Raw genomic sequence first — 17,221 nt, 5'->3', positions numbered from 1 at the left:
CGGGCATGCGGAGGATGCTGCTCGCCGCCGGTGTCGCCCTGCTGCTCGCCGGCTGCGCCGCCGGCCAACGGACGCCGCCGCCCGGCGCCGCCGGCCCGCCCACCGCCTCCCGGCAGGACGCCGGCCAGGTGGAGCAGACGCTGGCCAACCTCCGCAAGGTCGACGACCTGCCGCTGTACGAGATGACCTACGTCGGCGACTACGACCCCACCGTCGGCGTCTCCGGCACCGCCGAGGCGAGCCCGTTCGGCTGCTCGCTCTTCGCCGCCCTCGGCGACCGGAGCCGGCCGCTGTTCGCCCGCAACTTCGACTGGGAGCCGAACCCGGCGCTGGTGCTGCGGACCGACCCGCCGGACGGGTACGCCTCGATCTCCCTGGTGGACATCTCGTACCTCGGTGTCGGGAGCGACCCGGCGGGCGACCGCCGCCTGCTCGACGCGCCGCTGCTGCCCTTCGACGGGATGAACGAGCGGGGCCTGGCCGTGGGGCTGGCCGCCGACGAGGGCCCGACCGCCCGGCCGGTGCCGGGCCGCCCGACGGTCGGTTCGGTGCGGATCCTGCGCCTGGTGCTGGACTCGGCGGCCACGGTGGACGAGGCGATCGCCGTGTTCGGGCGCTACAACCTGGACTTCGACGGCGGGCCGCCGCTGCACTACCTGCTCGCCGACGCCACCGGCGCGTCGGCGGTGGTGGAGTTCGTCGACGGTGTCCTGCGCGCCGATCAGCGGCGGGGTCCCTGGCAGGCGCTGACCAACGTCCCGGCCGCCGGCGTGCCCGACAACGAGCTGCGACGGGACCACCGCTACGGGCTGCTGGCGAAGGCGTTGGACGCCGCCGGCGGGGCGGTGGACGCCCCGACCGCGCTGCGGGTGCTGGACTCGGTGCGGCAGCCGCACACCCGCTGGTCGGTGACGTACGGGCTGCGTAGCGGCGAGGTGCGGCTGGTCCCGACCGGCGGCGGGGAGCGCAGCTACCAGCTGCCGATGAGCTGACCGCCGACGGGCCCGGCCCCGCGGATGCGGTGGCCGGGCCCGCGGGCCTCGGGGATGTCAGTCCCGGTAGTCGGGTTGGGTCTGCACGTTGAGCCGGTTGTAGTGCCTCGTCTTGGCGCCCGGGATGGACGCCTGGTCGATCTCCACCACGTCCAGGCCCTTCTGGATGTCGCTGGAGTAGATGTGGCCGTTGTAGTAGTACGACGACCAGGCCCCACCCAGGACCAGCCGGCTGTCGGAGAGCGGCCCGCGCTCCCAGTAGCCGATCTCCTTCGGGTTGGCCGAGTCGGTGAAGTCCCAGACCGAGATGCCGCCCTGGTACCAGGCCTGCACCATGATGTCGCGTCCGGGCACCGGGATCAGCGAGCCGTTGTGGGCCACGCAGTTCTCGGTGTCGGCGTTCCCTCGGGGAATCTTGTAGTAGCTGCGGAAGACCATCGTCCGGGCGTCACCGGAGCCGGTGATGTCGTAGATGGCGTCCGCGCCGCGGTTCGGCCCGACGGCGGTGTTGCAGGTCGCCGCGCCGCCGCCACCGAGTTCGTCGGTGAAGACGACCTTGGTGCCGGTGTTGTTGAAGGTGGCCGAGTGCCAGAAGGCGAAGTTGACCGTGTCCCGGACCTGGTTGATCACCCGGGGCGCCTCCCGGTTGGAGATGTCCATCAGGATGCCGTCACCCATGCAGGCGCCGGCGGCCAGGTCCTTCCCCGGGTACGCGGTGATGTCGTGGCAGCCGGTGGTCGCCGAGCCACCCGGGCGACCGGGGTACCCGCCGTCCGGGAAGAGGTTCGGCGTGGCCACCACCGCCGCGTCGGTGGGCGTGTCCAGCGGCACCTTGACGATGGAGATCGAGTCGTGCGGCGGCTGGCAGTCGGGGAAGGCTGCCGCCGGGCTGTACGAGGAGACGTACAGGTAGACGGAGCCGCCGTCCTTGGCCGGCACCAGGGTATGCGTGTGCGAGCCGCAGTCGGTCTCGACCGACTTGATGTAGCGCGGGTTGGCCGGGTCGCTGACGTCGAAGACCTTGATGCCCTCCCAGGACTCCTTGACCGCCGCGGACTGCGAGTGGCTGTCGCAGGAGTCGTCGCTGCGCGACGAGTCCGTGGAGAGGAAGAGCAGGTCACCGTAGACCGAGACGTCGTTCTGTGAGCCTGGGCAGCTCACCTGCGACATGATCTTCGGGCTCGACGCGTTGGCGATGTTGTAGATCGTGAACCCGTTGTAGTTACCGACGTACGCGAAGGGCCCTTGGAACGCCATGTCGGTGCCGTAGGCGTTCTCGGTGTCGAACGGTGCCTGCTTCGGCAGGTTGGCGATCTGGCGGAGGTTGGGGCTGCTGGAGATCTCGTCGACGCCGAGGGCGGCGGCGGCGGTGTCCACGGTGGCCGGTTCGACGGCGAGCCGTGGGGTGGCCTGCGCGCCGCCTGGTGCGGCGATGCTGGCGAGGAGGAGACCGGCGGCGGCGAGGCTGCCGATCCGGAGACGGCGGGACGTGGACGTGCGGGATTCGACCATCGGCGACACCCTTCGAAAGGGGATGACGATTGTGGACACCTTACCGTCGACCCATGCGGATCAATGTGACCTGGGTCACATTCAGAGTTCTTTGTCGCTGGTTAGGATCGCTGTCACCTCTACCGGAGGGGTTGACGCATGACTGACCAACGTGGACGGTTGCTGCTCGTCGTAACAGTCGTGGCGCTGGCGCTCGCCGCGCTGGGCCTGACCCTGTGGCACCGACCCGGTCAGCCGTCCGCCCTCCCGGCCGCCGGATCGAGTCCGTCGCCCACGGCGGACGCCCCGCCGGTCATCGTGCCCGGACGGCCGGGGGAGCCCGCGGTGACCCGGCCGGCCCAGGAGGTGCGGGACGCCTCGGCGCCCCGCTACAACAGCCTCGACGTCTGGTTCGTCCGGATGATGATCCCGCACCACCAGCAGGCGGTGGAGATGGCCGCCCTCGCGCCCGACCGCACCGCCGACCCCCGGGTACGCGCGGTCGCCGACCGGATCCAGGCCGCTCAACAACCCGAGATCGGCGTGCTGCGGGCCTGGCTCGCCGCCCGGGGGTTGCCCGCCGAGGTCCCCGGCCACGACCACGGCGCGATGCGCGGGATGCAGTCCCCCGAGGCGATGCGGCAACTCGCCGCCGCCCACGGCGCCGAGTTCGACCGCCTCTTCGTACAGATGATGACCGAGCACCACGAGGGCGCCGTGGCGATGGCCACCGACCTGCTCAAGGTGGGGGTGGACCAGAGCATGCAGGAGTTCGCCAACTCGGTCGCCACCGAGCAGGCCGTCGAGATCAGCCGCATGCGCGAGCTGACCGCGTCCTGACCGGCGGGCGGCCGGCCGCGCGGCGCGCATCGGTCTAGTCGGTCAGCGTTCGTTTGCCGATGTTCGCTGCCTACCACGGAACCGGATGGCACCCTGGGCACGTGGACGGGGGCCGTCCAGCGGCTCCCGGCGCTGCTCGGGATCATGGCCTACGCCGCGGCCGGCGTGGTCGGCTGGCTGGTCAACGTGCCGGCGGCGCTGGTCGTCCTGCTCCTGCTCCCACTCTTCTACGGCCTGTCCAGCAACGGCTTCTACGACCTGCGGCGCAGGCTGCGCCACCGCTGAATCCGGCCGTCGGAGAGCTCATGACGACCCGGTATTGGTGACGATAGACGGCGACGAGCCCGGCTACCGTGAGGAGCACCGATGACCCACAGTGAACAGCACCGCCCGGAGCTCGTCGTCGGACTGGTGGCGACCCCGCCGGACCACCCGGCCCGGGTGGCCGCGCGGCTCACCGCCGAGCTGGCCGGCCGGCTCTCCGAGCGGGTGGACGCGGACGTGCGGTGGACCGTTCGGGAAGGCTGGGGTGAGGTGGCGCCGCGCCGCGACGGCGGCGTTGAGGCGCTGCTCGACGATCTTGCCCAACGGCGCACCGACGACCGGTGGGACGTCGCAATCTGCCTGACCGACCTGCCGCTGCACACCGAGCGGGTGCCGCTGGTCGCGCAGACCTCCGCCCGGCGTCGAGTCGCGATGGTTTCCCTGCCCGCGCTGGGACTGCCCCAGCTGCGAGCGGCCCGCGTGGCCGTTCCGGATCTGGTGAGCCGACTGCTCACCGACACTTCCGACCAGCGGGTGCCGCCGGCCGGTTGGGCACCGGCAGAGATGGCAAGCCGGGTTCCCGCCGTCCACCGGGTGGTCGGCGAGGCCGACGCCGGGGAACTGGGCTACGTCGCCTCGCGGCTGGTCGGCCGGGTGCGGCTGTTGATCGGAATGGTCAAGGCCAACCGCCCGGGGCGCGCCCTGCTGGGCCTGTCCAAGCTGCTGGTCGGCGCGTTCGGCACGGCCGCGTTCGCGCTCACCACGGACACCATCTGGCAGATGGGCGATGCGCTCGGCGGACTTCGGCTCGCCGTGATCATGGTACTCGGGCTGACCGCGTTGGTGGCCTGGCTGATCGTCGCGCACGACCTATGGGAGAAACCAGACCGGGGGACACCGGCTGAGCTGGCCCGGCTGTTCAACCTGGGTACGATTCTCACCCTCACTCTGGCCACGGCGGTGTCCTACCTGGTGCTGTTCGCCGGAACGGTGCTCGTCGGGGCGCTGCTGATCGACACATCCGTGCTGGAACAGACTCTGCAGCGGCCGGTCGATTTCACCGACTACCTGACGCTCGCCTGGATCACCAGCTCGCTGGCCACCGTCGGCGGCGCGATCGGCTCCGGGCTGGAGAACGAGGAAACGGTGCGGGCCGCCGCATACGGCTACCATCCCGAACCCGGCGGCTGGCGGGACGAGAGGGACGGGTAGCCCCACCGGGGGGGTAAGTGGGCGCATGCCCCGAGTCGCGACCGAACCGCCGAGGGACTGGGCCTCGCGACGTACGTCGGTGGGCGTGGCGGTGCGGGCGTCGATGCTGACTGTGCCGGCCAGCCGATCCCGCAGGGGTCGCAGGAGGACCTCGGTGAACGCGCTCACCTCGTGCGGGTGACCGCCCGCAGGTAGTGCCGCTTGGCGAGCTTCTCGGCCTCGTGGTGGCCCTTGTGCACCTGCCTGCCGTATGCACGAGGAGGTCGCTACGCTACGCACCTTTCGCCCGACAAGGCGGTTTTTGTGGGTTTGCGGGGAGGTCAGGGTTTGTACTCGCTGCGGGTGCGGGGGAGCCACTGCGGGTGGTTGTCGCGAACGTAGCGGATCAGGCCCTCGCGGAGGTCGCAGCGGAGGTCCCAGGCGCTGGGCCCGTCGGCGGCTGCGGCCTGCACCTCGATCACGACGCTCGATGCGGTGGCGTCGACCATCTGCAGTTGCCACTGGCTCCGGTCCCACAGCGGTGAGGACTCGACGAGCCGTCGGGTCTCCGTACGCAGGTCCTCCAGGTCGGCGGTGTGGTCCACGTGGATCTGGACCTTGCCGACCACCCGCGCCTCATTCCGGGACCAGTTCTGAAACGGGCGCTCGGTGAAGTACATCGTCGGCAGGATGAGCGTCCGGTCGTCCCACAGCCGGACGACCACGTTGGTCAGCTTGACCTCTTCGACCCGGCCCCACTCGCCCTCGATGACCACCACGTCGCCGACGTGCAGACCGTCCGAGAAGGCGACCTGAATACCGGCGAACGCGTTGCCCAGCGCGGTCCGGGCGGACAGGCCGATGAGCGCGCCGACGACGCCGGCCGAGCCCAGGACGGAGATCCCGAACGCCCGGATGGGCGGGAAGGTGGTCATGATCAGGCCGATGGCCACGATCGTGACCACTACCGCGGTGAAGCGTCGGACGGGGCGGATCTGGGTTCGGGCCCGCCGGATCCGGCGGTCCGCGACCACCTCCGGCGGCAGCCGGCTGAAGGTGACGCCCTCGGCGACGTGCAACGCCTTGATCACCAGCCAGGCGACGCTGCCGATGAGCAACAGCCCGATGGCGTGTCGGACGTCGCCGAGCCACCCGGTCGGCCTCGGCGGCAGTGCGAGGTACAGCCCGGTGAGGAGCAGCACGGCGGCCGTCGGACGGCGGCAGGCGTTCCGCAGTGGTCCCAGGACCCACCGGTAGCGACCGTGGTCGACGCGACGGACGAGCCTGCGTGTGCCGATGTCCAGCAGCACGGCCACCGCCAGCGTGGCCAGCATGATCAACGCCGCGCGCATCAGGCGGCGACCGCCGTGGTCTCGACCGTCATCCCGCTGCGCTCCTCGCCCACGTCATGACGTACAGAGGACGGGTTACGGCCTGACCCTATGCACACCGGGAGGATACGGAGTATTTCCTGCCAAGAACACCCCTTCCGGGTGGCACTCATAGCCGCCGGCGCCCGGGGTGAGAGGCAGCCGAGGCGTTGCAGCAGGCGCTGATGGCCTTGGCCCACCTGGAGTTTCGTCCGCTACGCGGACGACTTTCTGATCCTGGTCCGCGGCGAGGGCGCCCACGCAGGGGCCCTGCGGGAGCAAACGGCGGCGCTGTTGGCCCCGATGGGATTACACCTGTCGGTGACCAAGACCCTGATCACGCACATCGACGATTTCGACTTCCTCGGCTGGCGCATCCAGCGTCACCGCCGCAAGGGAGACACCCGGCGGTTCGTCTACAACAACCCGTCGAAGACGGTGGCCTCCACCACGGGAAAGATCAAGACGATCTGCCGACGCCCGGCGATCGTGAAGCTGTGGTCCGACGAGGCCAACTTGCTGCGGCACGCCTGCCGCAATCAGCTCTGCGGCTGTTGCCCCTGCGGTCCTACCAGCCGCGCCGTGACCTGCCTCAGTGGCTGGCTGCTGTTGACGATCTTCTTCATCCGTTGCCACGCCGCTCGGGCCGGAGATCCGCCCAGCACGCCGCCCAGACCCCCACCGCCGCCAGCCGCCGCCCCGCTGTTCTGAGCCAGTTGCTGGGTGGTCTGTCCGAGCTGCTGGGTGGTCTGCCCGAGCTGTTGACCGACCTGCTGGGTGGCCTGCTGCAGCGTCTGCGACAGCGGCCCATTGGGCCCCAGCGCCTCCTGCGCCGTCTGCCCGACGTGGTCGAGCGTCCGGGCCAGCGGCCCCTGCGGTCCGAGCACCTGCTGAGCTGTCTGCCCGACCTGGTTCACGGCGGTGTCCACGGTCTTCACCAGCGACTCGATGATCTGCGGGTTGCGCTCGATGGTGCGCAGGGCGCTGTCGAGAATGCCGCGGAGCTCCTCGAGCCGAACCTCGAGCATCGCCTCGGTCTCGACGCCCTTGATGTCGATCTTCACCGTGCCGAGATGCGCCTGAACGCCCACGTCGAGCTGGAGCAGGCTACCCAGCCGGGCTCGCAGTGAGACGGAGGCGTCCAGGTTGTCGACCTCGACGTAGATCTGTTCGACCTTGACCTGCGGGAGCTGGAGGACGACGTCCGGATCTGACATCGTCTTGCTGCTGTGCCCGCCAACCGGCTGGGGAAGGTCGTGTTCACCACGCTGTGGGGCGGCGGGGCGTTCGCCGGGCTCGGCACCCGTTGGCCCGCCGGCGGGACCGAGGTTCTGGCCCCGACCGGCGCCTTCCGCGCCCTCCTCGGCGTCACGCTGCCGATCGACCTGCTCGCGCGGTTGCGCGGGCGACTCCCGTGCGCCCGTGTCCCGGCTCTCCGATTCGGCCATCCCGCACTCCTCGGGCCTCGCCTAGCATGCGGACCGGATGGAGCCCACCGTCGGTATGTGGCTCCGATCCTCGGCCCACCCCCTCGGACCAGGTCGCGGTCTACCCGTGTGCCGACGCATCAAACGGCTCGGGCGTGCGGCCGAGGAGACGCCGGATCAGCTGCGCCTGACAGCGAGGGGCGAGCAGGTGAGCACCTGCGCGGTGATGAGCATGGCCCAGTCCGCTGCGTCTTCGGGCGTCGCGAACGAACCCAGCACGATCAGACCGCCGAACAGGTACAGCCAGTAGGCGATGCCGTTCAGCCGGGGAAAGGCCACGTCGGGGGCGCCGATCTGCACCGATACCAAACACGGGCGCCCCGTCTGGGCCGAACCCACTCTTCCGCGCAGTTGGTCGTCGCCCCCGGCAGAGTGATCCGGAGGCGACGACGAGGCGAACCGCTACGGCTTGAGCACCACCTTGACGCAGTCCTCCTGCTTGTTCTTGAAGATGTCGTAGCCGCGAGGGGCGTCTTCCAGTTGCATCGTGTGGGTGATGATGAAGCTCGGGTCGATCTCGCCCTTGCGGATGCGTTCCAGCAGCGGCCGCATGTAGCGCTGTACGTGCGCCTGTCCCGACCGCATGGTCAGGGAGCGGTTCATGAACGACCCCATCGGGAACTTGTCGATGAACCCGCCGTACGCGCCGATGGCCGAGATGGTCCCGCCGTTGCGGCAGCTCAGCACCGCCTCCCGGAGCGCGTGTGGGCGGTCCGTCTCCACCTTCATCGCCTGCTTGGCCCGGTCGTAGGCATGCAGCGCCGCGGACGGGTGATGTCCCTCCATGCCGACCGCGTCGATGCAGGCGTCCGGCCCGCGGCCGGCCGTCATGTCCCGCAGCGCGTCCATGACGTCGGTCTCCTCGTAGTTGATCGTCTCCGCGCCCGCCTTCGTCCGCGCCATCTGCAGCCGGTACGGGAACCGGTCGATGACGATGACCCGTTCCGCCCCGAGCAGGTACGCGCTGACGGCGGCGAACTGGCCGACCGGCCCGGCACCCCAGATGGCGACGATGTCCCCGGGTTTGATGTCGCACATCTCGGCGGCCATGTACCCGGTCGGCAGCACGTCGGACAGGAACAGCACCTTCTCGTCCGGCAGGTCGTCCTCGATCTTCAGGGCACCGACATCGGCGAAGGGCACCCGCACGTACTGTGCCTGGCCCCCCGCGTATCCACCCATCAGATGGGAGTAGCCGTAGATGCCGGCCGGGGAGTGGCCCATTGCCACCTCGGCTATCGCGGCATTCGGGTTGGAGTTCTCGCAGATGGAGTACAGGCCCCGTTGACAGGACGTGCAGTTGCCGCAGGCGATCGGGAACCCGACCACCACACGGTCGCCGATGCTCAGCCCGTCCCGTACGCCGGGGCCGAGCTCCACGATCTCGCCCATGAATTCGTGCCCGAGGATGTCGCCCTTCTTCATTGCCGGGATGAAGGCATCGAGCAGGTGCAGGTCGGAGCCGCAGATCGCCGCCGAGCTCACCCGCACGACGGCGTCTCGAGGGTTGAGGATCTGCGGGTCGGAGACGTCTTCGACGGCCACCTTGTTCGGGTGGACCCAGCAGTTGGCTCTCATCGATCTCCTCCTCAGCCGACCCGCGGCGTCGCCAGCGGCCGCGCCGGCCGCTGCTTCGCCTGCTGCTGCATGCTGGTCCCCTGCGGGCTCCCGTCCGAGCGCACGATCTCGCCCGTTTCGATCACCTGCTTGAATCGCCGCAGGTCGTCGCAGACCTGCTGCTGGGGGTTCTCGCCGAAGACCTTGGCGACCATGGCCCCGAGCTTGCCCCCCGGCACCGAGTACTCGAGCTCGACCCGCACCTCCGTGCCGTGGCCGCCGGCCGCGCGCATGAACCGCACGCATCCGGAGTTCGGCACGGTCGCGCCCTCGGCCGAGCGCCACCTGATCAACTGGTTGGGCCGGTCCTCGATGATCTCCGCGTCCCACTCCACGCTCCGCCCGGCCGGGGCCTTCGCCGTCCAGTGCGATTGCCGGACCCCGGTCATCCGCACCGACTGGAGGTGGTACATGAAGCGAGGCAGGTTCTCGAAGTCGTGCCAGAACCGGTACGCCTCCTCCATGCTTCGGTTGATCGTCACCGCGCCACGTACCCGGTTGCGCCCTGTCATCGGGCGGCCTCGCGTCGTCCGTAGCGCCGTGTAGAGGTCGACGACGGTGATCCCGGCGACCGCACCGGTGGTGTACATCAGGCGTCGTCGTCGTTCCCCCCTGCGGCGGCTCATGGCCCGACCGCAGGCCGCCAGGTCCATGATGTCCCCGGCGACCCGCGTCCACGTCCCCCACCCGGCCCGGCGGGGAATCAGCAGTGCGGCGGCGTGGCCCAGCTCCCGTACCCCGGCGGCCCGCAGCACGGTCCGCGCCGTGCGGGAGTCGTCGACGCCGCACAGGCGGCTGAGCCTCGGCGTCGCGGCGAAGGCGGCCGCGCCGAGGCCGAGACTGAACCAACCCAGCATCCGGGCTGTGCCTTGTGATCGGCGGTCAGGAGTTTCCCGCTCGATGCCCAGGGCGTCGGTCACCGACCGGACACCCATCGTGCTCTTCCGACCCATCTCATCCCCATCTCAGTCCGACCGACGACGTCTTCGGTGTCAGCCCGGCGCAGGCTTCCCGTAACCGCGGGATTCACGCATCGAGTCAGCGGCGACCGTCGGGGTGCAGCAGCACCTTCGTCCAGCCCTGCACCCGGCGGTCGAAGTTCTCGTATCCCTGCGGCGCCTCGTCCAGCGTCAGCTCGTGGGACACGATGAACGAGGGTTTCGCCTTGCCTCCCGCGATGAGGTTCATCAGCTGGCGGTTGTAGTTCTTGACGTTGCATTGGCCGGTGCCCATGGTCTGCCCCCCGCGCAGAAGCCACACGAGACGTTGAAGGGCAGGCACAGGATGTCCCCGACCTTCACGAGATCGACGCCGGCGCCGACCTCGATCACCTCGCCGAGGTTCACGTGCCCGAGCACCCGGCCCGGCTGCATGTCCGTACGTCCGTCGTGCATGGGCAGGTCAGAGCCGCAGATGTTGGTCGTGGTGATCCGGACGAGAGCGTCGGTCGGTCGCTCTATCCGGGCGTCCGGCACCTCCTTCATGCTCATGCACTATTGATTCGCATCTTGGGGCGGCGGTGTCCGGCTGTTTACCGCGGACGCCCCTGGGTAGGCCCGCTCGGTGAGCGGGCCAGAAACGGACCTGGGCACCCGGTCGGACACCAGCCGTGCCGTGGCGTTCAGCGACGCCATCTTCGCCATCATCATCACGCTGCTGGTCCTGGACCTCCGGGTGCCGAACGTCCCGCCCGGTCGCCTCCTGTCGGGACTGCTCAGCCAGTGGCCGTCGTACGTCGCGTATCTCGCGTCCTACTCGTACGTGGCCGTCGTCTGGCTCAACCACAAGGCGGCGTTCAATCGCATCCAGCAGGTCGATCGCGGCCTGCACTGGATGAACCTGTTCGTGCTGTTCACCACGGCGCTGCTGCCGTTTCCGACCATCGTCGTGTCGCACGCCCTGCAGGAGCACGACAACGCGGACCAGCGGGTGGCCATCGCCTTCTACGCGCTGATCGGTGCCGTGCTGTGCGCGACTTGGCTGGCGTTCTACCACTACCTGGCCCGGCACCCCGACCTGCTGAAGGAACAGGTCAAGGACGAGTTCTTCCACGTCGAGCGGATCCGGGCCCTCGCCGGGGTCGTCCTGTACGTCCTCGCGGGGGTGCTCGGCTACCTGGTGACGCCGCTGGTCGGCCTCGCCATCTTCGTCCTCCTGCCCGTCTTCTACGCGGTCACCAGCGCCGGCCTGTACCAGTTTCGGGTCACCCGCCGGATCACCCACCGCTCTCCGCCACCCCGCGGCTGAGGGCGGGCGAACCGCCGTTTCACCCTGCTGGGCGTGGACACCCGCCGCAATCCGGTTCGAGAGGGGATCCGAGGTGGGCTACACCGAGTTCGTGCAGTCCGTGGCAGCGCGACCGAAGGTTCCGCCGGGGCAGGCGGAAGCGATCACCCGCGCCATGCTCGAGACGTTGGGATCACTGGCGGCCAGGCGAGGGACGTCGCCTCCCCGCTCCCGAGGAGCTACGAGGCCTGGTGGATGGGCCCACCGAAGATCCGGAACGGTTCGGGCTCGCCGAATTCTTCGTACGGGTGCAGTCACGGGTCGGGGTGGACCGCCAGGTGGCCACCGACGGAGCACGGGCCGTGCTGGATACCCTTCGTGAGTCGGCCAGCGCGAAGGAGTACGGGGACCTTGTCGACCAGTTGCCGAAGGAGTTCCGGCAGTTGACCGGGCCGGGGACGGGACGGCTCGAGCCCCGCCGGGTCGGCACCTAGCTCGGGCGGGCGGACCGGCCAGAAAGCTCGGGCGGTAGCGGCGGAGGCGCCGCTACGGTCCGTTTGGAATCGGCGGCGAGGGAGGCTACCTGCGGCTGTCCTGCCCGTCGAAGGGCGGCGCCAGGGTGGCGACCCGCGACCCATGTCTTCATGCCCGGTACGGAAGCGGGTCGGCGCCGACCACGTCGAGATGGGTCAGGGCACTCGGGTTTCTCCTCGCCTGCATCGCCGCGCTCACCAGTGCCGCGGGACGCTACAACATCTCCAGCGGTTGCGGGCCGGCGGGCGGCGGGAACGCCGTGTCGAGTGCCGCCACGTCCTCCTCGGTCAAATGCAGGTCGCGCGCTTCCGCGTTCTCCCGGGTGTGTTCGGGATTGGACGATCGGGGGATGGCCGCAACCATCTCCTGCCGCAGCAGCCAGGCAAGCGCGACCTGAGCGGGCGTGGCCCCGTGCCGGGCGGCGACCTCCGCGACCTCGGGGTGGCCGAGCAGTCGGCCCTGCTCGATCGGCGAGTACGCCATCACCGGGATTCGGTGCTCGCGTAGCCACGGCAGCAGGTCGTACTCGGGACCGCGGCGGGTGAGGTTGTACAGGATCTGATTGGTCGCGCAGGAGTTCCCGCCCGCCTCGAGTAGCTCCGTCATGTCGGAAAGATCGAAGTTGCTTACGCCCCACTGCCCGATGTCACCGGCGTCGACGAGTTCGGCGAACGCCTCGATCGTCTCCCCGAGCGGATGCGTGCCGCGCCAGTGCAGCAGGTAGAGGTCGATGTGGTCGACGCCGAGTCGTTGCAGGCTGCGGCGGCAGGCCTGCACGGTTCCCCGTCGGCTGGCGTTGGACGGCAGCACCTTGTCGACCAGAAAGACGTCGGCGCGTCGTCCGATGATCGCCTCGCCGACGAGTTCCTCGGAAGCGCCGTCACCGTACATCTCCGCAGTGTCGATCATGGTCATGCCCAGGTCGAGCCCGGTGCGCAGGGCGGCCATCTCGTCCCGCCGCCTCGCGGGGCGCTCGCCCAGGTACCAGGTTCCCTGGCCGAGCACGGGCATCGTCTGGCCGGACGGCAGCTCGATCGCGCCGGCAGCGAGGGTCATGTCGACCTCCGAGAGCCTGGGTACCAGTGGGTTGCCTGCGTTACCCGCTACGACAGGCAGCACACCCTCGTAGCGCGACCTTTCTCCGCGCAGGCCCTCGCCGTGCAGTGGGCACGTGGCCGGATTATCCGCCCTCGAGCGGCGTTCGCTGGCCCGTTTGCTGGTGCCCGCACCGGGAAGGCGACCCCGAGCGAGCGATGCGCCGCCGACGGGGCGGCGCTGCGAAGGGAGGCCGCAGAAATGGCGCAGAGCCAGCAGCCACTGACCGGCAAGCGAGTCGCTTGCCTCGCCGCCGACGGGGTGGAGGACGTGGAGTACACCCAGTCCCGGGCCGCCGCGGAGCAGGCGGGGGCCGAGGTCCACCTGATCTCGTTGAAATCCGGCGAGATCCAGTCGATGAACCAGGACATCAATCCGGCCAACCATTATCGGGTGGACCGGACCGTGAACGAGGCCAATGCGGCCGACTACGACGCCCTGTTGCTGCCGGGCGGGACGGTCAACCCCGACCGGCTCCGAATGAACCCGCAGGCGATGGACTTCGTCCGGGCGTTCTTCCAGCAACAGAAGCCGGTGGCGGCGATCTGCCACGGCCCCTGGTCGTTGGTCGAGACCGGGATCGTCAACGGCCGGACCGTCACCTCGTTCCCCAGCCTGCGGACCGACATCCGCAACGCGGGCGGGAACTGGGTGGACCAACAGGTGCAGGTCGACAACGGCCTGGTCACCAGCCGCAGCCCCAGTGACCTTCCGGCCTTCTGCGCCAAGATGGTCGAGGAGTTCGCCGAGGGCAAGCACGTCCGCCAGATGGCGACAGCCTGACCCGGTGGGGCTCCAGGCCGGGAGGATCAGCCCGGCCTGGAGCCCCGACCCGGCGGGTATCCCCGCCAACCGGATCTGGCGCCGCTTGGGATGCTTTCCGCGGTGAGGCCCCCGGGAGGGGGCGGGAACGTCTGGATCATCGGCTTGGTGCTGTCTGGCTCGGCACCATCCTCGGGTTAGGCTCGCGGCTGTGATCCAGGCCGTGATTGTCGATGTCGATGACACGCTCTGCCTCACCGAGGCGGCGTGCTTCGATCTGGAGAACGAGGTGCTGGCGGGCCTCGGCCGCGAACCGATGTCCCGCGCCGTGCACCTGGAAACCTGGGGTGAGCCCCTGCTCGGTGCGATGCCCAAGCGGTCCCTCGGGCTGGATGTCGGTCAGTTCGCCACGGCCTATCAGCAGGTGCTGCGGCGCTATGTCATCGACGGCCGGCTCGACACGATGGCCCCCGAGAACCTCCATGCGCTGGACCAACTCGTGCTGGCTGGCCGGACGGTGATGCTCCTGACCTCGCGTACGGCAGCCGAGGTCGAACACCTGCTCGCGCCGGATCACGTCCTGGCGCAGCGGGTGAGCGCTGTCTACCACGCGGACAACACGCGATTCGGCAAGCCGGACCCCCGGGTGTTCGACGAGCTGCTGACGGCCACCGGGCTGGCTCCGCAGCAGTGCGTGTACGTCGGCGACTCCCCGGGAGACGCGCAGGCCGCCGCCGGTGCCGGCCTACACTTCATCGCCTGTCTGCAGAGCGGGGTGCGAAAGCGGGCGGACTTCGACGTCCGCCACGTCAGCGCCTTCATCCACGCCTTCCCGGAGCTGGTCGAGGTGGTGTTGCGACCCGACCGGTGGCACTCCTGACGCTTCCCGCCGCCTACGTTGGCCTCGTCCCGTTCGGGTGCTGACGACGAGGCAGCGGGAGAGGAGGATGGGGTCGTGAAGGGCAGCAGGTCGCGCCTCGTGCACTCGGCTCGCAACCGCCTGGGTCGCATCGCTGCCGTCGCGTTGCTGCTTGCCGGTGCCTACGGGATCGTGCTCGTCGTCGCGGGGTTCGTGCTTCCGGTCTACCGCTCGGAGACGGTGTCGGCGTCGGGCGACGTCACGCCAGGATCGGGCACGGTCGTGGAGGTGAACGGCCCGGGTGCCGCCGTCGTACTCGGGGTGCCGCTGCTGGCGACCGCCCTGGTCGGGTGCGCGCTGTGGCTGCGCTCGATGCCGTCCGCGTGGGTGCTGACCAGGCTGGTGGCCGGGTTCAACCTGCTGGCGATGGCGTCCATCGGGCTCTTCCTGCTTCCGGTCACCGCCGCCCTGATCGTCGCCTGCGGCACCGGTCCACATCCGCCGAAGCTCCAGGACCCAGCCGATCAAGCTCGGTAGGCATCGACGGGCAGCCCACCCCGTACGCTGGGTGACCGTGGACCGCGTGATCTTCGGCCGCCCGTTGCGGAGCGTCGCCTTCGACGTCGCCGTCGCCGGGCTGGTGGCGCTCTTCGCCGTCGCCGGGGTCGTGGCCCAGCCCGGCGGCTGGCCGGCCAGCGCCGTCGGGGTCGCGATGGGGGCGGCCCTGCTGTTCCGGCGGACCCATCCGTCGACGGTGGCGGTCGTGGTGGGCGCGCTCGCCCTGACGCAGGTGCTCGCCCACTGGGGTCCGCTCGGCTACGACGTCGCCGTGCTGATCGCCCTCTACAGCGTGATCAAGTACGCCGACCGGCTCCGGGACGGGGTGATCGCCGGAGCGGTGGCCGCGGTCGGCGTGGTGCTCGCCGCGCTCCAGGTGCCCGGACCGGCCGCGTGGTGGGCCAGCGCCATCTGGTTCGGGACGGTCACCGGGGCGGTCTGGCTGGTCGGCCTGAACGTGCGGACCCGCCGGCTCTACGTGCTGACCCTCGAGGAGCGGGCCGCCACGCTGGAACGGGAGCGGGAGGCCGAGGCCCGGGCCGCGGTGGCCGAGGAGCGCACCCGGATCGCCCGGGAGCTGCACGACGTGGTCGCGCACAGCATGGCGGTGATGATCGTGCAGGCCGACGGCGTGCGGTTCACCATCGACCGGGACCCGGCCACCGCCCGGGAGGCGGCCAAGGTGGTCGCGGACACCGGGCGGCAGGCGCTGGAGGAGATGCGCCGGCTGGTGGGCGTACTGCGGGAGCCGAGCCGGCCGGAGCCGGTAGCCGCGCCCGGCGCGGCGGCCGAGCCGGCGCACCGCCGACCGGCGGTGGTCGAGCTGCCCGACCTGCTGGACCGGTTCCGCGCCGCCGGCCTGGAGATCACCTACGCCACCACCGGTGAGCCGCCGGCCCTGCCGCCCGGCCTGGAGCTGACCGTCTACCGGGTGGTGCAGGAGTCGCTGACCAACACCCTCAAGCACGCCGGGGTGGGCGCGTCCGTCGCGCTGGACCTGGCCTGGTCCCCGGACGCCGTCGTGGTCCGGGCCGTCGACGACGGCCGCGGCCGTCCGGCGGTCCGGCCGGCACCGCCGGGCGGGCACGGCCTGGTCGGGATGCGGGAGCGGGTCGGGGTGTACGACGGCACCCTCACCGCGGGGCCGGCGCTGGCCGGGGGCTGGCGGGTCGAGGCGCGGCTGCCGCTACCGTCGGCAGCCGGAGCCGAGGAGGAGGCTGCATGACGGTCCGGGTGGTCATCGTCGACGACCAGGCGCTGGTGCGCGCCGGGTTCCGCATGGTGCTCGACTCGCAGCCCGACCTGGCGGTGGTCGGCGAGGCGATCGACGGCGCCGACGCGCTGCGCGTGCTGGACCGGGTCGAGGCCGACCTGGTGGTGATGGACCTGCGGATGCCGACGATGGACGGGGTGGAGGCGACCCGCCGGATCGCCGCCCGGCCGGCCGACCGCCGGCCCCGGGTGCTGGTGCTCACCACCTTCGACACCGAGGCGGACGCGTTCGCCGCGCTGCGGGCCGGTGCCAGCGGCTTCCTGCTGAAGAACGTGCCGCCCGAGGAGCTGCTCGCCGCGATCCGGGTGGTCGCCGAGGGCGACTCGGTGGTGGCCCCGTCGGTGACCCGGCGGCTGCTCGACCGGTTCGCCGGCCAGCTCGGCCCCGGCCCCGCCGAGGACCCCCGGCTGGCCCAGCTCACCGAGCGGGAGCGGGAGGTGCTGCTGCTCGTGGCGCAGGGGCTGTCCAACGCCGAGATCGCCGCCCGGGTGCACGTGGCCGAGGCGACGGTGAAGACGCACGTCGGCCGGATCCTGGCGAAGCTGCAGCTCCGCGACCGGGTGCAGGCGGTGGTGCTGGCGTACGAGAGCGGGCTGGTCACCCCGGGCGGCTGACCCGGCGTACGACCTGAGTCGTACGGGTCCGCCCGGTCCGGGGCGACC

Annotated in this window: 19 protein-coding genes; 11 read left to right on the top strand and 8 right to left on the bottom strand. The window is 70.5% G+C overall.

The features are described from left to right. Nucleotides 1–5: 5 nt before the first annotated feature. Entirely contained in the window at nt 6–992 is a 987-nt protein-coding gene (locus tag Q2K19_RS29355) for a carcinine hydrolase/isopenicillin-N N-acyltransferase family protein (RefSeq protein WP_302765363.1), read from the top strand. A gap of 57 nt (nt 993–1,049) precedes the next feature. Here the strand turns inward: Q2K19_RS29355 and Q2K19_RS29350 are convergent, their stop codons facing one another. Further along, a complete protein-coding gene (locus tag Q2K19_RS29350; protein ID WP_302765362.1) occupies nt 1,050–2,504 on the bottom strand; it encodes an LVIVD repeat-containing protein in 1,455 nt (484 codons plus the stop codon). 138 nt (nt 2,505–2,642) lie between these two features. Here Q2K19_RS29350 and Q2K19_RS29345 point away from each other — a divergent pair, with 138 nt between their 5' ends. The 3 genes from Q2K19_RS29345 (at nt 2,643) to Q2K19_RS29335 (ending at nt 4,799) form a co-directional block, all read left to right on the top strand. Next, nucleotides 2,643–3,323: a DUF305 domain-containing protein gene (locus Q2K19_RS29345; RefSeq protein WP_302765360.1), complete on the top strand. Its 681-nt coding sequence runs from the start codon at nt 2,643–2,645 to the stop codon at nt 3,321–3,323. 144 nt (nt 3,324–3,467) lie between these two features. After that, complete coding sequence (locus tag Q2K19_RS29340) at nt 3,468–3,608, top strand: hypothetical protein (RefSeq protein WP_302765359.1); 141 nt, start codon at nt 3,468–3,470, stop codon at nt 3,606–3,608. A gap of 81 nt (nt 3,609–3,689) precedes the next feature. Then, on the top strand, nt 3,690–4,799 hold the full coding sequence (locus Q2K19_RS29335) for a hypothetical protein (protein WP_302765357.1): 1,110 nt from the start codon (nt 3,690–3,692) through the stop codon (nt 4,797–4,799). Between the two features lie 320 nt (nt 4,800–5,119). Here the strand turns inward: Q2K19_RS29335 and Q2K19_RS29330 are convergent, their stop codons facing one another. The 6 genes from Q2K19_RS29330 to Q2K19_RS29305 all read right to left on the bottom strand — a co-directional run bounded on the left by Q2K19_RS29330 (nt 5,120) and on the right by Q2K19_RS29305 (nt 10,742). Beyond that, nucleotides 5,120–6,130: a mechanosensitive ion channel family protein gene (locus Q2K19_RS29330; RefSeq protein ID WP_302765355.1), complete on the bottom strand. Its 1,011-nt coding sequence runs from the start codon at nt 6,128–6,130 to the stop codon at nt 5,120–5,122. Between the two features lie 557 nt (nt 6,131–6,687). Next, entirely contained in the window at nt 6,688–7,596 is a 909-nt protein-coding gene (locus Q2K19_RS29325) for a hypothetical protein (RefSeq protein WP_302765354.1), read from the bottom strand. Nucleotides 7,597–7,752: 156 nt separating this feature from the next. Then, on the bottom strand, nt 7,753–7,935 hold the full coding sequence (locus Q2K19_RS29320; RefSeq protein WP_302765353.1) for a hypothetical protein: 183 nt from the start codon (nt 7,933–7,935) through the stop codon (nt 7,753–7,755). 102 nt (nt 7,936–8,037) lie between these two features. Next, complete coding sequence (locus tag Q2K19_RS29315; RefSeq protein WP_302765352.1) at nt 8,038–9,213, bottom strand: zinc-dependent alcohol dehydrogenase; 1,176 nt, start codon at nt 9,211–9,213, stop codon at nt 8,038–8,040. Between the two features lie 11 nt (nt 9,214–9,224). Further along, the gene (locus tag Q2K19_RS29310) at nt 9,225–10,109 is read right to left on the bottom strand and encodes an SRPBCC family protein (protein WP_302765350.1); all 885 of its coding nucleotides are present in this window, start codon (nt 10,107–10,109) and stop codon (nt 9,225–9,227) included. 330 nt (nt 10,110–10,439) lie between these two features. Next, entirely contained in the window at nt 10,440–10,742 is a 303-nt protein-coding gene (locus tag Q2K19_RS29305; protein WP_302765348.1) for an alcohol dehydrogenase catalytic domain-containing protein, read from the bottom strand. Nucleotides 10,743–10,815: 73 nt separating this feature from the next. Here Q2K19_RS29305 and Q2K19_RS29300 point away from each other — a divergent pair, with 73 nt between their 5' ends. Both Q2K19_RS29300 and Q2K19_RS29295 read left to right on the top strand, forming a co-directional pair. Then, nucleotides 10,816–11,499, top strand: a complete 684-nt coding sequence (locus Q2K19_RS29300; RefSeq protein WP_302765347.1) for a TMEM175 family protein — start codon at nt 10,816–10,818, stop codon at nt 11,497–11,499. Continuing rightward, nucleotides 11,496–11,972, top strand: coding sequence for a DUF2267 domain-containing protein (locus Q2K19_RS29295; protein ID WP_302772823.1), 477 nt, complete (start codon nt 11,496–11,498; stop codon nt 11,970–11,972). Before Q2K19_RS29300 ends, Q2K19_RS29295 begins: the two co-directional genes overlap by 4 nt. Nucleotides 11,973–12,225: 253 nt before the next feature. Here Q2K19_RS29295 and Q2K19_RS29290 read toward each other — a convergent pair whose 3' ends face one another. Then, nucleotides 12,226–13,068 carry an aldo/keto reductase gene (locus tag Q2K19_RS29290; RefSeq protein WP_302765346.1) on the bottom strand — a complete coding sequence of 281 codons (843 nt, stop codon included), beginning with the start codon at nt 13,066–13,068 and terminating at the stop codon, nt 12,226–12,228. 240 nt (nt 13,069–13,308) lie between these two features. On the opposite strand from Q2K19_RS29290, the gene Q2K19_RS29285 reads away from it, so the two are divergent. The 5 genes from Q2K19_RS29285 (at nt 13,309) to Q2K19_RS29265 (ending at nt 17,173) form a co-directional block, all read left to right on the top strand. Continuing rightward, the gene (locus tag Q2K19_RS29285) at nt 13,309–13,890 is read left to right on the top strand and encodes a type 1 glutamine amidotransferase domain-containing protein (protein WP_089011398.1); all 582 of its coding nucleotides are present in this window, start codon (nt 13,309–13,311) and stop codon (nt 13,888–13,890) included. 190 nt (nt 13,891–14,080) lie between these two features. After that, nucleotides 14,081–14,749, top strand: a complete 669-nt coding sequence (locus Q2K19_RS29280; RefSeq protein ID WP_302765345.1) for an HAD family hydrolase — start codon at nt 14,081–14,083, stop codon at nt 14,747–14,749. A 75-nt stretch (nt 14,750–14,824) separates the two neighbouring features. Further along, nucleotides 14,825–15,265 (top strand): hypothetical protein, encoded by a 441-nt coding sequence (locus tag Q2K19_RS29275; protein WP_302765344.1) that lies wholly within the window; start codon nt 14,825–14,827, stop codon nt 15,263–15,265. Nucleotides 15,266–15,296: 31 nt separating this feature from the next. Continuing rightward, on the top strand, nt 15,297–16,511 hold the full coding sequence (locus Q2K19_RS29270) for a sensor histidine kinase (RefSeq protein WP_302765343.1): 1,215 nt from the start codon (nt 15,297–15,299) through the stop codon (nt 16,509–16,511). Beyond that, entirely contained in the window at nt 16,508–17,173 is a 666-nt protein-coding gene (locus Q2K19_RS29265) for a response regulator (RefSeq protein WP_302765341.1), read from the top strand. The genes Q2K19_RS29270 and Q2K19_RS29265 overlap by 4 nt, the downstream gene beginning before the upstream one ends. The last annotated feature ends 48 nt before the right edge of the window (nt 17,174–17,221 follow it).

The sequence above is a fragment of the Micromonospora sp. NBRC 110009 genome (genome assembly GCF_030518795.1).
Lineage (GTDB): Bacteria > Actinomycetota > Actinomycetes > Mycobacteriales > Micromonosporaceae > Micromonospora.
The sequence above is the reverse complement of the archived record's forward strand: the minus strand, read 5'-3'. Positions and strand labels throughout refer to the sequence as shown.